At 36.0% G+C, this 14,610-nt stretch carries 16 protein-coding genes, 1 pseudogene and 1 riboswitch; of the genes and pseudogenes, 1 reads left to right on the plus strand and 16 read right to left on the minus strand.

All coding sequences use genetic code 11. The features are described 5' to 3' along the window. Window positions 1-21: 21 nt before the first annotated feature. The 11 genes from THEBR_RS09650 to THEBR_RS09700 all read right to left on the minus strand — a co-directional run bounded on the left by THEBR_RS09650 (window position 22) and on the right by THEBR_RS09700 (window position 10,025). A complete protein-coding gene (locus THEBR_RS09650; RefSeq protein ID WP_009051850.1) occupies window positions 22-753 on the minus strand; it encodes an AIR synthase related protein in 732 nt (243 codons plus the stop codon). 3 nt (window positions 754-756) lie between these two features. Continuing rightward, window positions 757-1,242, minus strand: a complete 486-nt coding sequence (locus tag THEBR_RS09655) for an ECF transporter S component (protein ID WP_012269647.1) — start codon at window positions 1,240-1,242, stop codon at window positions 757-759. Further along, window positions 1,239-2,177 carry an adenosylcobinamide-phosphate synthase CbiB gene (cbiB, locus tag THEBR_RS09660; RefSeq protein WP_012269648.1) on the minus strand — a complete coding sequence of 313 codons (939 nt, stop codon included), beginning with the start codon at window positions 2,175-2,177 and terminating at the stop codon, window positions 1,239-1,241. The genes THEBR_RS09655 and cbiB overlap by 4 nt, the downstream gene beginning before the upstream one ends. After that, window positions 2,177-3,700, minus strand: coding sequence for a cobyric acid synthase (locus THEBR_RS09665; protein ID WP_012269649.1), 1,524 nt, complete (start codon window positions 3,698-3,700; stop codon window positions 2,177-2,179). The genes cbiB and THEBR_RS09665 overlap by 1 nt, the downstream gene beginning before the upstream one ends. A gap of 1 nt (window position 3,701) precedes the next feature. After that, window positions 3,702-5,084 (minus strand): cobyrinic acid a,c-diamide synthase CobB, encoded by a 1,383-nt coding sequence (locus THEBR_RS09670; protein WP_012269650.1) that lies wholly within the window; start codon window positions 5,082-5,084, stop codon window positions 3,702-3,704. Then, window positions 5,077-5,877, minus strand: a complete 801-nt coding sequence (locus THEBR_RS09675; protein ID WP_012269651.1) for an ABC transporter ATP-binding protein — start codon at window positions 5,875-5,877, stop codon at window positions 5,077-5,079. Before THEBR_RS09675 ends, THEBR_RS09670 begins: the two co-directional genes overlap by 8 nt. A 4-nt stretch (window positions 5,878-5,881) precedes the next feature. Continuing rightward, window positions 5,882-6,874: a FecCD family ABC transporter permease gene (locus tag THEBR_RS09680; RefSeq protein ID WP_012269652.1), complete on the minus strand. Its 993-nt coding sequence runs from the start codon at window positions 6,872-6,874 to the stop codon at window positions 5,882-5,884. Between the two features lies 1 nt (window position 6,875). After that, a complete protein-coding gene (locus THEBR_RS09685; protein ID WP_004399795.1) occupies window positions 6,876-7,823 on the minus strand; it encodes an ABC transporter substrate-binding protein in 948 nt (315 codons plus the stop codon). A 116-nt stretch (window positions 7,824-7,939) separates the two neighbouring features. Then, a riboswitch (cobalamin riboswitch) is annotated at window positions 7,940-8,131 on the minus strand. 62 nt (window positions 8,132-8,193) lie between these two features. Further along, the gene (locus THEBR_RS09690; protein ID WP_004399794.1) at window positions 8,194-8,562 is read right to left on the minus strand and encodes a type II toxin-antitoxin system PemK/MazF family toxin; all 369 of its coding nucleotides are present in this window, start codon (window positions 8,560-8,562) and stop codon (window positions 8,194-8,196) included. Further along, a complete protein-coding gene (locus THEBR_RS09695; protein ID WP_003871621.1) occupies window positions 8,549-8,818 on the minus strand; it encodes a DUF2281 domain-containing protein in 270 nt (89 codons plus the stop codon). Before THEBR_RS09695 ends, THEBR_RS09690 begins: the two co-directional genes overlap by 14 nt. 73 nt (window positions 8,819-8,891) lie before the next feature. Beyond that, the gene (locus THEBR_RS09700) at window positions 8,892-10,025 is read right to left on the minus strand and encodes a THUMP domain-containing class I SAM-dependent RNA methyltransferase (protein WP_004399793.1); all 1,134 of its coding nucleotides are present in this window, start codon (window positions 10,023-10,025) and stop codon (window positions 8,892-8,894) included. A 155-nt stretch (window positions 10,026-10,180) separates the two neighbouring features. Between THEBR_RS09700 and THEBR_RS09705 the strand changes: the two genes are divergently transcribed. Continuing rightward, on the plus strand, window positions 10,181-10,753 hold the full coding sequence (locus THEBR_RS09705) for a Uma2 family endonuclease (protein WP_004399792.1): 573 nt from the start codon (window positions 10,181-10,183) through the stop codon (window positions 10,751-10,753). 60 nt (window positions 10,754-10,813) lie between these two features. Here THEBR_RS09705 and THEBR_RS09710 read toward each other — a convergent pair whose 3' ends face one another. The 5 genes and pseudogenes from THEBR_RS09710 to THEBR_RS12810 form a co-directional block, all read right to left on the minus strand. Continuing rightward, window positions 10,814-11,611: a TPM domain-containing protein gene (locus tag THEBR_RS09710; protein WP_004399791.1), complete on the minus strand. Its 798-nt coding sequence runs from the start codon at window positions 11,609-11,611 to the stop codon at window positions 10,814-10,816. Window positions 11,612-11,887: 276 nt separating this feature from the next. Further along, window positions 11,888-12,301, minus strand: coding sequence for a Fe-S cluster assembly sulfur transfer protein SufU (gene sufU, locus THEBR_RS09715; RefSeq protein ID WP_003869854.1), 414 nt, complete (start codon window positions 12,299-12,301; stop codon window positions 11,888-11,890). Further along, window positions 12,298-13,527, minus strand: coding sequence for a cysteine desulfurase (locus THEBR_RS09720; RefSeq protein ID WP_013570843.1), 1,230 nt, complete (start codon window positions 13,525-13,527; stop codon window positions 12,298-12,300). Before THEBR_RS09720 ends, sufU begins: the two co-directional genes overlap by 4 nt. 170 nt (window positions 13,528-13,697) lie before the next feature. Beyond that, entirely contained in the window at window positions 13,698-14,024 is a 327-nt protein-coding gene (locus THEBR_RS09725) for a DUF2250 domain-containing protein (protein ID WP_003867166.1), read from the minus strand. A gap of 87 nt (window positions 14,025-14,111) precedes the next feature. Then, window positions 14,112-14,586: pseudogene (locus THEBR_RS12810) on the minus strand (hypothetical protein). Window positions 14,587-14,610: the final 24 nt, after the last annotated feature.

Below are 14,610 nucleotides of genomic sequence, written 5' to 3' on the forward strand. Positions count from 1 at the left end.
AAACACCTTCTTTCGTTTACTCTAAATCAGCACCCCGACATATGTTAAGGGTTTATCTGTCAGTCCTTTAATAGATACTGTATCTTCTTCGTTGTGCACTACAAGGCAGCAGGTGGATGGCCCCCCTGATTTTAATACATCAAGATGTTGTGGAAAATTCGCCTCCACCTTTAATCCTGATATCTTCTCTAATATGCCAATTTCATATTTTACACCTTTTGAACCAACAGGTATTGCTTCCACTATTTCTTTGGAATTAGAAATCTTTATATAATCACTTAAATTAAGAACATCTTTTGCTCCTAAAACTTCACTTCCTACACGTGGATAACCTAAAAGAGAAACATGCATACCTGCTTTCACTTTTTTTATCTTTAAATCACAAACATTTGCTTTTGCTATTACAGTGATTCCTATACCTGTAATAGATGTGGGAAAATTTTCTTCAGTACTTCCTGTAAAAACTACGTCTGAAAGTCCGTTCTCTTCAAGCTCGCTTTTTATGCCTCTTAAAATTTTTTGCCCTGTTGGATTCATTTCAACGGATAAAGTATCTGATATGACTAAGGGTTTTGCTCCTACACATAGTACTTCCGAAAGAGCCACTTTTACAGTAGTCCTTCCTACAATCTCTTCATCAACTTTTAACACATCATGCTCTTTATTCCCTATTGCTCCGAGGCTGTCACAAGATATCACATATGCTACATCATTTTCATAAATTATCACTAAATCTCTGTATCTCTCAATCACTTTTTATTCTCTACTCCTTTTAGGTATCGCTTTGTAAACCAATGCTGCAAGAAATACATTTGCAAATGACGCAATTGTTAGTGGTAATACCCATGCCGCAAAAAATCCCCATCCGAATATGGGCACAAACAAAAGGGTTGCAACAGGACCATTTAATATCGTAGCAGCGATTACTGCAATATAGATGTTAAATTTTCGATAAAAAAATTTAAACAAATAGGCGTATAATCCCATTTGCACTGCTATGTATATGTGATTTGTAAGCCCTAAAGGAAATCCAGAAGTAATTGCTGTAAGCATGTGCCCTAAACTTATCACAAGGGCTCCATACCAACTTCCAAGGTATAATGCAGCAAAATACCCTGGCATTGAGTCAAAGGCAACAGTGTTAAAGATTTTTATAAGAGCACCTACAGCACTTAAGGCTATAAGCATAGCAACAAGAGTAAGAGTTTTAACATTTTTTAATGCATTTGCTTTTTCTTTCACATCAATCTCCTCCCTATATAAAACACCACAAGACCTAAAAATGAAGTCATATACATTATTCTTATGCTGTCTTTTATGTGCTGTGGAGTAATTTTTTCTTTTCCATCCCCAAGAGTTGGTTTAATTTCAGGCTTTCCAAAATAATAATTGAGACCTCCAAGTTGTATATTTAAAGCACCGGCAACTGCTGCTTCTCCATGGGCACTGTTTGGACTTTGATGTTTCAACCTATCTCTTAAAAAAATCCTCCAACTATTTTTATAATCATAGCCTAAGAGAAAAGCAGCTATAACAATCAAAAAACCTGTTATGCGAGCAGGGATAAAATTTAATATGTCGTCAAGTTTTGCAGAAGCAAATCCTAAGTCGAGGTACTTTTCATTTCTATAGCCTACCATAGAATCAAGAGTGCTTGCTGCCTTATAAAAGATAGCCAGCGGCGCACCTCCTATAAACGCGTAAAACATAGGGGCTATTATACCGTCTGATATATTCTCTGCAACTGTTTCTATCGCTCCTCTGGATATATTCTCAACATCAAGCCTATCTGTATCCCTACTGACTATATAAGATAATCTTCTTCTTGCTTCAACTATATCACCCTTTGTCAACGCTTCGTATACTTTTCCTGCAGCTTTACCAAGGTCTTTTGTAGCAAGGCAGGTATATATAATTAAAACATCGAAAGCATACTTTAAATATGGATGTATAAGTCCTGCAATATAAAGTAGTACATACGTTGCTGCAAATGCCAAAGTTACTGTAAGTCCACACAGTATAAAACCTGCTATTTTTAAAGCTCTGTCACTTTTAGCATATTTTCTAAGTATACTCTCTAAATGTGATATTACTCTCCCTATAATTCTTACAGGATGAGGATATCCTTCAGGGTCTCCTATCAACAAATCCAATAAGTAGGCTAATACCACTTCCATTAATCTCTATACCTCTCCATAATTTTATAGACTTCTTTCATGTCGATACTTTTTCTCACAATATCTGCAAGCTTATCATATTCTCTTTCTTTAAATTCTTTGTAATCAATAATTTCCTCTATAGGAGAAAGTCCTTTTGATTTTCTCACAATATTTATAAATTCTCTGACAAACTCTCTGTTTTCAAAAATTCCGTGTATGTAAGTTCCAAACACTTTTCCATCATCGCTTATACAACCGTCATAGACTTCGACCTTTTCTCCATTTCTATGAGTTATTACTGAAAAAGGCTGACAATCTCCCAAAATTCGACTTTGCCCCATGTGTATTTCATATCCCTCTACAGCAATATTTCTAAGAGGTGATAATATTGATGGTAAATTATTGCGAATAACCGCCTTAATTTGGGTTGTTGTCTTTTCATTTTCAATTACAGTCTCTATATCCAAAAGTCCAAGTCCCTCAATTTCTGAAGTTGTACTTTCAATTCTTCCCGGGTCTTTAATGACTTTTCCCAGCATTTGGTATCCTCCACAAATGCCGACTATAAATTTCCCTTTTTTTCTCATTTCAAAAATTTCCTTATCAATCCTATATTCTTTCAATGCTTGCAAATCTCCAATTGTGTTTTTTGTTCCCGGAATTATAACCACATCACAATCTCCAATTCTTTCCCCTTTATTCACATAGCGAAGCTTTATTCCGGGAATTTTAGCAAGAGGTTCAAAATCCGTAAAATTCGATATGTGGGGAAGATTTATAACTGCAATTTCTATATCTCCTTCTGTATTCCTACGATAAAATCTCTCCGTCGACCCATCCTCTTCATCAATGTGCACATCCATATAAGGGACAACACCTAAAACCTTTTTGTGTATAATGTCTTCTAACATCTTTAAGCCCGGCTTTAATATTTCAATGTCTCCTCTAAACTTGTTTATAAGTACACCTTCAATGCGATTTCTCTCATTTTCTTTTAAAAGGAGCAAAGTACCAGCTATTGAAGCAAATACACCGCCTTTATCAATATCTCCTACAAGAAGTACTGGCGCATTTGTCATCTCTGCCATACCCATGTTTACAACATCTCTATCCCTTAAATTTATTTCCGCAGGGCTTCCAGCTCCTTCTATTACAACAATGTCATTTTGACTTGCAAGAAAATCAAAGTCCTCTTTAATAAGCTTTAAAAGTTCAGGCTTAAATTGATGGTATTCAGCTGCAGATATGTTTTTATAAACTTTGCCTCTTAAAATCACCTGACTCATTCTATCAGAGCTGGGCTTTAAAAGGATTGGATTCATGTGATAAGAAGGCTTGATACCTGCAGCTTCCGCCTGCATGGCTTGAGCTCTCCCTATTTCTAATCCCTCATCAGTTATATAGGAATTTAAAGCCATATTTTGAGACTTAAAAGGGGCTACTCTGTAACCATCTTGCTTGAAAATTCTGCAAAAAGCAGCAACCAATAAGCTTTTACCTACTGAAGAGGCAGTTCCTTGTACCATTAGTTTAAGTGTCATATTAATCCTCCTGAAAAGCATTTGAGTTCTGGTATTGAACACATTTGTCAACAAACCTCTTGACAGCCTCTTTATATGTGTATAAATTTATGTGAACATACGTCGCCAGGCAATTTTTATGCACAAATCCACATTTCCAAGCCTCTTTTTTTCCCGGTTTATGCACAACGTATGAGGTTTTCTGTGAAAAACCTTTTATTATTGAGTGGTGAAACTCATGCCCTTTTATTTTATCCCCTTTTCTAAAAAGGATGTTATCTTCAATAACTTCTGCCTCAACATAGCCAAATCTCTGAAGCCTTTTTGTCATGACAGTTTCAAAATCGTAAATTCCTGCCATTTCAAAAGTATTTCCTTGTAAATCTGTTATGCTTTTTGTGAGATACATAAAGCCGCCACACTCTGCATACGCAGGCATACCAGCATCTATTGCATCTTTAACCGATTTTAACATTTTTTTGTTTTTATTAAGCCTCTCCGCGAAAACCTCTGGAAACCCTCCTCCTATGTACAAACCCGATATTCCATCTGGCAGCTTATAATCCTTAAGAGGGCTAAAGGGTACAAGCTCTGCTCCAATTTCTTCAAAAAGTTCCAAACTCTCTTTGTAATAAAAGTTAAAAGCCTCATCAAACGCATACCCTATTTTTACCTTTTTTAAATCATGGTGCTTCCCAGTTGTGTCTCTAAAAGTACTTGAACAGTCAATCGCATCAACATTGAGAATTTTTTCTATATCAATGAATTTTTCAATATAATCATATAAGGCATCAAACTTGTGTTTAATTTCTGGCATCTCATATATCGGCACAAGGCCTAAGTGTCTTTCTGGCAAATCTAATTTTGCATCCTTTGGAAGATAGCCAAAAACCTCAATACCTAAATCTCTTGTTATGCATTCTTTCAAAAGGGCATAGTGTTTTTTATTTCCAGCTTTATTTAATATCACACCTTTAATTTTTACTTCCCTATCATAGTGCATATAACCCATTATTAAAGCTGATACACTTGTCGCCATAGAAGAAGCATCTACAACTAAAATCACAGGAATATCTAAAATTTTCGCAATATTAGCACTGCTCCCCTTTTTTGTAGTATCAATCCCATCGTACATTCCCATAACACCTTCAATTATAGAAATGTCAGCATTGCAGGCATTTTTGTAAAAAAGCGATTTAAGGTTTTGTTCCCCCAACATGTACAAGTCGAGATTGCAGGAAAAATTCCCTGTGACATATCGGTGATAAGCAGCATCTATATAATCTGGACCTACTTTAAAAGGCTGAACTTTATACCTTTTTGACAGTACTCCCATCAGGCCAAGGCTTACAGTAGTTTTACCTGCTCCTGAATGAGTGCCTGCAATCATTACAGCTTTACACAACTTTGAGTTGCTCCTTTCCATTTAGTGAGGGAATGACGTAAGGAGTATGGGTAACAGGATTTTCAAATACTTCCACATCTATTGAAAAGGCTGATTTTATATTGTTCAATGTTAAAACATTTCTGGGAGACCCAGATGCTATTATTTTGCCTTCTTTCATAATGAAAATCTCATCACAAAACTGTGAAGCGAGGTTAATATCGTGAAGCACAACAATTACAAGTATTCCTTTTAAAGATAAATCTTTTACAAGAGATAGTATTTCAACTTGGTATTTTATATCAAGGTGAGAAACTGGCTCATCCATGAGTAAAATTCGAGCTTTTTGTGCTAATGCCCTCGCTATATACACCCTTTGCCTTTCACCGCCGCTTAACTCTTTTATACTTTTGTCTTTAAACTGCCATGTATTTGTAATTTCCATGCACTCTCTTACAATATCTCTGTCTTCTTTTCTCTCCGACTGAAACCTTTTAAGATAAGGAATTCTTCCCATCATTACTACGTCATAACAGTTAAATTCAAAGTCGTAAACTATATCTTGAGGCACATAACCTATATATTTTGCCTTTTCTTTTATAGTAAAGTCTTTGATATTTTTCCCTAACACAAAGACATTACCATAAGTTGACGTCAAATACCCTGATATATTCTTTAAAAGTGTAGTCTTGCCACTTCCATTTGCACCAATTATCCCTATCACTATGCTTTTATTTATGGTGAAATCTATCCCTCTTAAAACTTCCCTTTCCCCATAAGAAAAATGTAATTTATCTACCTGTAAAATAGCCATATCATCACATTCCTTCACTTTTTTGTTTGCTCTTTATTAACAGATACAAAAAGAATGGTCCTCCAAATGCCGCAGTAATTATCCCAATTGGAATTTCCATTGGTTTTAAAATAACTCGTGCTAATAGGTCTGCAAAAGTCAAAAATATTGCTCCTGATATTGCACTAAAAGGTACCAAAACTCTATTGTCAGGTCCTACAATAAGCCTTGATATATGAGGCACAATAAGTCCAACAAAACCTATAATTCCACCGACTGATACAGCTGTTGCAGTAACTAATGACCCTGTCACAAGAATTATTTTTTTGACCAGTTCTGTGTTGACACCTAAATGTTCGGCAACTTCTTCTCCTGTCAATATTGCATTTACATCCCTTGAAAATACATACATCATAAAAGAGCCAATTATTATTATAGGAGTAGTAAAGACCACACTATTCCAATTTATGAGGCTAAATCCTCCCATAGTCCAAAAAACAATTCGAGAAAACTCATCATGGTTTAAAAGCATCATGAGAGAGATAATTGCAGACATAAAAGCACTTATAGCTATACCTGCCAATAACATTGTGGTCATGGATACTCTTGTGCCAGTTTTAGAAATAGTGTATACGAAAAATACAGTCATTAAAGAAGTAATAAATGCCATAAAACTAAGTCCAAATATTCCAAGTCCTAATATTATCGCAATAGTAGCTCCAAAAGCCGCTCCTGATGATACACCCAATACATAAGGGTCTGCCATTGGATTTCTCAAAAGCCCTTGAAAAAATGTCCCAACAACAGAAAGTCCCATACCTACAATCGCAGATTCAATAGCTCTTGGAAGTCTTAAATTAAGGATTATTGTCCTAGAGGTTTCACTGCCACCGCCCAAAAAAACATTTAAAATCTCCTGCAGGGGTATTTTTACCGCCCCTGCAGAAATTGATAAAATCATGGTAAAGACAAGCAGTGAAAAGGCTGTACCAAAATACATCCCTTTTTTTACTCCCACTTTACTTAAATGCCTCCGGATGTAAGAATTTTGCGATTTCTTCAAGTCCTAAAACAATTCTATTAGAAGCTCTTGATATTATGTCGTCATTGCTTATCACAAATACTTTGTCATTTTTAACAGCATTAGTATCTTTATATCCTGCCATGTTTTTAATGTCTTTCACATCCCCTGCATGAGGAGAAGTTATTATCACATCAGGATTTTTCTTGACTAATTCTTCTACGCTGTACTGCGCCCAACCATTTACATCCTCTGCAACGTTTTTGCCACCTGCAAGGTTTATAAGCTCATCAATAAATGTGCCTTTACCTGCTGTCCAGTTTCCGTCAAGAGATACCAGATAAAATACGCTGACTTTTGGAAGCTCTTTGACTTTGTCATTTATTTCTTTTATTTTATCTTGCATTTGTTTAATTAACTCTTCGCCTTTTTTCTCAGTTCCTGTTATTTGGCCTATTATTCTTATAGACTGGTATATCTGGTCAATGTTTTTTGCCTCCAACATTACAACAGGTATACCCATTTTTTCTAAAGATTCCATTTGCTCTTTACCGGAAAGAGTGGAAGCAAATATTATATCAGGCTTTTGAGCAGTAATCGCTTCTACATTTGGCCCTTTAAACCCCCCCACTTTGGGTACATCCTTGACCTCAGGTGGATAATTGTCAAAGTCTGTAACACCCACTACTTTATTTCCTGCTCCTAAAGCATATATAAGCTCTGTTGTAGAAGGTGCAAGAGAAACTATCCTTTGGGGTTCTTTCTCTATAGTTACTTCTCTTCCTAAAAAGTCTGTAACTTTTAAAGGAAACTGTGTTTTTACAGTTTCAGTTGCTGTTTGAGATGTATCTTGTGGCTTTGTAGCATTGTTTGTTGAACAAGCCGCCAGTGAAAACATTAAAGCAAAGACTACCAATAAAGCAAGTAAACCTTTAAATTTTCTCATAAGTACCCTCCTAATTTAAATTTTTCAAGTATCAAAAAAAGGTCTACCCCACGGAGGTAGACCTTTTTTGCCAAAATTAAGCATAAAAATTCCATTCCACCTTCCCTCCGAAGGCGAACTTCCGAAATCTTATGGCAGGTCTCCTGGCTCGCGATTCATCTTCCACCCTGCCTTCCCACCCGGCACATCTCTTGAGTGCCAAGCAGTGGCTTATTAGGGCTTCATCCTCGCTCACAGTAGCGGGGGCTGCAGCGGATTTTCACCGCTTTCCCTTTTAACTTCTCAAGACCATAAGATTTTTTGTATTCACTTGTACACCTATATTTTACATCTACTTATCATTTAAGTCAATTCCCTTATTCATGGCTATCTATTTGCCTTGAAAAATATGTATCAAGTTTCTTATAATAGAGTCAAGGATATCTCCTCTAAGAGAACCAATGAACGATTCAATGCGTTCAACATCTACAGCACGTATTTGGTCTAATAATGCAATTGAATCTTTTGGCAATCCACCATTTCCTGCCGGTATCCTATAGTACAAATTAAGATTTTGATTTGCCCATTCTCCATCTCGTGTCGTTAATGGAACTACTATTATAAGCGGATACCTCATAGGTCCTTTTGGTACTGCTACTACAACAACCGGCCTTTTGCCTTCCTGTTCATGCCCTTTTGGAATATGAGTAGGAAAAGAAAGAAGGAGGACGTCTCCCGGTTTTATATCATTTTTCATCATCAGGTCTTCCTCCTTCAATAATTAGCCCTACTCCTTCTATATATTTGACGGGACGACCCTGTGGTGGACCTTCAGTTCCCCAGTCATACTCCGGAAGTTCTGTTAATTCCGCATTTAACCATTCTTTGTCTTCTTTTTCCATTTCTTTTTTGTTTTTTTCATTTAAATATTCTATAAAATCAATAATTTCCTTTACTTTGTCTTCTGGTAATCTATCTATATATTCTTTTGCTTTCTTCCTCACTGCATTATCCATAACTCCACCACCAATTTTTATCGATAATCTTATATTTTATTATAACCCTCACATAGAAAAAACTCAATAAAAATTAGTTTTCTGGTTTTGGTCCATAATACTGATAATAGTAAGCTTTTAACATGCCATTGTAAAGCTTTCTTTTTTTAGAAGCCTCTCTTCCAAAGAGTTTCTCAAATTTTTCATGGGAAGTAAGTATATAAAAAGACCATGTGTCAAGCTTTTTAAAAACTTTTCCCATCTCTTTATAAAGTTTTTCTACTTCCTTTAATTTCCCCATCCTTTCACCATAAGGAGGATTGCATATTATAACACCATATTTATCATCTGTTTTTAAATCTTTTAATGAGATATTTTCAAAAGTTATGTATTTCTCTACACCAGCTTTACGCGCATTGTCTTTTGACAATTTGATGGCGTTTTCGTCAATGTCATATCCTTTTATGTTTAAAGTTATATCTTTTTTAATAGCACCAACTGCTTCTTCTCTTGCTTCTTTCCATAATTTATTTGATATTCTCCACCATTTTTCGGAAACAAATTGTCGTTTTAAACCTGGTGCGAGATTTATTCCAATCATAGCTGCTTCAATTGGAATCGTTCCAGAGCCACAAAAAGGATCTATCAAAGGTCTATCTGGTTTCCAAAAGCTCAGCATTATCATAGCGGCAGCCAAAGTTTCTCTCAAAGGTGCTTCATTGGATATGACTCTATAGCCTCTTTTGTGTAAACCGTCACCACTCGTGTCAATCATAAGTGTTACCTTGTCTTTCATTAATGAAAATTTTATTTTATAAGTTGCGCCGTTTTCTTCAAACCATTCTTTTTTGTATTTCTTCTTAAGCCTTTCCACAACAGCTTTTTTAACTATTGCCTGACAGTCAGACACGCTGAAAAGCTTGGATTTTATTGAATAACCCTCCACAGGAAACCTGCCATCTTCAGGTATCCAATCTTCCCAGTGAAGAGCCTTTGTACCTTCAAAAAGTTCTTCAAAAGTTGTGGCAGTAAATTCCCCTATTTTTACGTATATTCTCTCTGCCGTTCTAATCCAAAGATTAGAACGGCATAAAGCCATCTCATCGCCTACAAAAGTGACTTTTCCATTCTCTACAGTGACATCTTTATACCCTAACTCTTTTACCTCTCTTGCAGTTATTGCTTCAACACCAAAAAGAGTAGATGCTATAAATTCTATTTTTGACATATTTTATCTCCTTTTGCCTCTAAGTTTAACTAATTCAACCTTATTATATCACTTACATCTATAAATATATATCATTTTTTCCCTTTTATCTTGTTTTTATTGTGATATAATTAAAATAATAATATAAGTTAATGATAGATGATGGAGGGTATTTTATGCCATTGCCCGAAAAAAATAAAAAATATACTTATGCCGACTATTTAACCTGGTCTGAAGAAGAAAGATGGGAAATTATTAATGGTGTTCCCTATCTACAAGCAGCTCCAACATGGCAACATCAAGCAGTATTGTTAGATCTAGCAAGGCAATTTGCAAACTATCTGCAGGATAAATCTTGCAGAGTATTTACTGCTCCTTTCGATTTGCGAATACCAGAAGCAAATGAAAAAGATGAAGAAACTATCAATGTAGTACAGCCTGATATAATCATTATATGTGATAATTCAAGACTTAAAAAGACAGGTTATTATGGAGTTCCAGAATTGATTATAGAAGTAGTTTCTCCTTCAACTGGTCAAAAAGATAAAATAGAAAAGTTTAATTTATACGAAAAAGCAGGGGTAAAAGAATATTGGATTGTAGAACCTGATGAAAAGGTGGTTATGGTATTCACACTTGAAGAAGGACGTTATGGAAGACCCCAAATGTATTCTGAAGAGGATAAAGTAAAAGTTAGTATATTTGATGACCTTGTAATTGATTTAAAGCCTGTATTTGAGAGAATTTAAAAAACAAACTGAGGGTGTTTCTAAAGTTCCCTCAGTTTGATAAAAACTAAGATATCTAGTTCAGCGGCTGGCTCCTCCGCCTCCGGCAGAACCTCCGCCGAAGCCTCCCCCGCCGCCAAAACCTCCGCCGCCAAAGCCACCACCTCTAAAGCCTCCAAATCCTCCTGAGCCAAAGCTTCCTGGACCCCACCAGTCCCTTCTTATATTTCTTCCTCCTCTTCCAAAGATAATAAATATTAAAATAAGTATAATCACTACAGCAATATCTTCCCATGATATACCACTATCATTGCTACTTGTATTGACACTGTATTTGGAAGCATCCAATCCCTGAAGGTCTATATTGTACTCTTTTGCAACCCTTGAGGCTATAGCCATATAACCGGCGTATATGCCTTTAGAGTACTCGCCTTTTGCCCAAGAAGTTAAAACAAAATCGTCTAAAATCCTTCCTGCAACAGAATCCGGTATTGCCCCTTCCAAGCCATAACCTACATCAATTCTCACTTTTCCAGCCTGACCTTTTAAAAGTCTGTCTTTTACCACTAAAAGGAGAACACCGTTGTTTTTCTCCTTGTCTCCTATTCCCCATTTTCTAAAAAGGCTAAGAGAATATTCCTCAATTGGGTAATCTCCAATGCTGTCAACTGTAACAACTATTATTTGTGCCTTTGTGGCATCATCTAAAGCTTTCCCTACTTTTTCGATCTCTTCTATATCATTTTGAGACATAAGCCCCGCATAATCATATACATATTTAAACTGAATAGGTTTAGATGGAACATCAGGTGCAGAAAAAGCTATGGAATTAAATAATAATAAAAAGGCAATTGCAATTAAAAAAATTCCCTTTTTCATTTTGCCTCTCCCTATCTTAATATTTTGTAATTAACTTAATGCTTTAAAAATATCATTCTTTCGCTAAATTTAAACTATTTTAATGTATTACTGTTCATGTCTAGTATATTAGCATAGATAATAATAAGTATCAACACAAATTTTTAAAATATGCTGGCTTTTTAAAAAAAGTTATACTATTATCCTGAGAATCGTTAGACTTCAAATAGGAAGAGGCATATTTTAAAAATATTCGCATTCATGTCAAAAGAACATTATCAAACTTTTATCTCTTTTTTACAAAATTTCCTGAAGCGTTTTCCACGCAAGTAAAGCACATTTTACGCGGGCAGGAAAGTCAGATACTCCCTGCAGTACTTGAGCATCACCTAATTCATCAAGATTTACATCTTTTTTGTGCATCATGTCTATAAATTGTTGCACAAGCCTTAAAGCTTCTTTTTTGTCTTTCCCTTTTATAAGGTCTATCATCATAGAGGTTGAGGCTTGGCTTATGGCACACCCATGGCCCGTGAAAGAAGCATCTTCTATAATGTCACCATTCATTTTTAAATAAAGAGTAATATTGTCGCCGCAAAGAGGATTGTAACCTCTTTCTTTGTGGGTAGCATCTTTAAGTTCTTTTTCATGGGGAGAGTTTTCGTAATGTTCCATTATAACCTCAGAATAAAGCTGATTCAAATCGCTCATTTGAACCACTTCCTGACTTTTTTTAGTCCTTCCACAAGGGCATCAATATCCTCAAAATCGTTATAGAGATAAAAGCTTGCTCTTACAGTTGCAGGAACGCCTAAGTATCTCATTAAAGGCAGACAACAGTGGTGCCCACTTCTTACAGCAATTCCTTCTTCGTCTAGTATTGTAGCAACGTCGTGAGGATGGACACCTTCTACATTGAAGGAAATTAAGCCTCCCCTTTCCTTCGCATCGTTGGGGCCATACAATTTTACAAAGTCTAATTCTTTCATTTTCTGAAGGCCATACTCCAAAAGCTCGCCTTCGTGATTATGAATATTGGAAAGCCCAATTTTTTCTATATAATCTATTGCAGAAACAAGCACACAAGCCCCTTTTACGTTGGGAGTACCTGCTTCAAATTTAAGAGGTGGGGGAGCAAAAGTTGCACGGTCTTCAAAGACTTCGTCTATCATCTCTCCACCTCTTAAAAAAGGAGGCACATCAGAAAGCAAGTCCTCTTTTATATAAAGTACACCGATTCCCATAGGTCCGAGCATCTTGTGACCAGAAAAAGCAAAAAAGTCACAGCCTATTCTTTGTACATCAATCGGCATATGAGGTACACTTTGTGCTCCATCTATTAACACTTTTGCGCCGTATTTGTGGGCAATATGTGTAATCTCCTCCACAGGATTTATTATGCCCAAAACATTTGACATATGCTGCACAGCAACTAATTTTACTTTGTCAGACATTTTTTCTTTAAAGTCTTTCATAGAAAGCCTAAAATTCTCATCAAGGTGGACATATTTGAGTCCCGCCTTTTTAGCTTCCGCTACCATTTGCCATGGAAGTATATTACTGTGGTGTTCAGCTATGGTAAGTAGTATTTCGTCTCCTTCGTTTATATGCTTCATCCCCCAACTGTAGGCTATAAAGTTTATAGACTCTGTTGTATTTCTTGTGAAAACTATAGACTCTTCTCTTTTTGCGTTAATAAATTTTTTTACTCTTTCTCTTGCCTCTTCATAAGCCTGTGTGGAAAGAGCGCTTAAATAGTGTGGGCTTCTGTATACATTGGCGTTTAATTCTTCATAATATTTATCCATAGCTTTTATGACTTCAATTGGCTTTTGAGTTGTGGCAGCATTGTCAAGGTAAATAAGCTTTTTACCATGAGGTTTAACATTCAATATAGGAAAGTCTTTTTTAATCTTTTCTACATCAACATATTTCACTTTAAAATCCTCCTCCATATATGACCCTTTTAGGTTAATTTATTGTGAAACCAATTATTTTTAGAGCCTTTTGAGGTTTCACAATAACCTAGAGAAATTTTATCATATTGTGCATTTTAGTCCACTTCGCTTGAGGGCCAACAAGCTTGAACAAACACAAATAAGTCATTTTATCTGTTAGGGTATTCGATGTCAAAATTAATATCAATTTCCTTCCTCGCCTGTCTTAGAAAAAGTTCCCCTTCCCTAGTGAGCTCATAATATGTGTGATTGCGATGCTTAACACTTTTTCGTCGTCGATGGTAATATTTAACTATTCTTCTTTCCACTCGCTTGATTAGTCCTCTCTCCTCCAAACTTTGAAGTCGCTTTCTGCTTTCTTCTAATGATAAACCTAGGCGCCTCGCCAAAAGTTTCGCATATTCCGGCCCAAGCTTTTTGAGGTAGGTGAGGATTGTTAAATCAAGAAATTCATCTTGGTCATTGTTGAGTGGCATACTCTTCTCTCCTTTATTATGGATTTACCACTAAGTAGGTTGGTTTTTAAATACTATGACTTAGTAATAAATTATATTGCTGAGCGTTTAAATACCAAAAACTTCTTCAGCATTGTATCTCGCAATTCGAGCAATGACTTCAGGAGAAGCTCCGTTCAATTCTAAGTACCAAACGGTCTTGGGTACGCTCAGCAGATCATTGGGTTTTAGATTGCTGTAATCGCTATTTAGTACACCTCGTTGGAAGCGTTCCAGATGATTAAGCAATGACACCACTCATTTTAAGGTAGGATGGAAGAGCGTCGATCACCCTGGGCCAGTCGTCCGGTATTCCCATGGGGTGAATGCCAATGGCCACGTAAAGCTTAATATCATTTTTAGCGGCATTACTTATAGAAAGAGTTAACATCTGATGGAAATGATCAAAGAGTGTTTCTGCATGTTTTGCCCCAAAAAATAGGGAACAGCCAATAATTTTCCTTACTCCGGCCAGCGCCATACTCTTCCATCCTTCGAATGGAAGTAATGAAACATGTACATGAGAATCTACAATTTCTTTCATCAATCCTATTCGCCTGCCTTATTC

The organism is Thermoanaerobacter brockii subsp. finnii Ako-1 (assembly GCF_000175295.2).
GTDB lineage: Bacteria > Bacillota > Thermoanaerobacteria > Thermoanaerobacterales > Thermoanaerobacteraceae > Thermoanaerobacter > Thermoanaerobacter pseudethanolicus.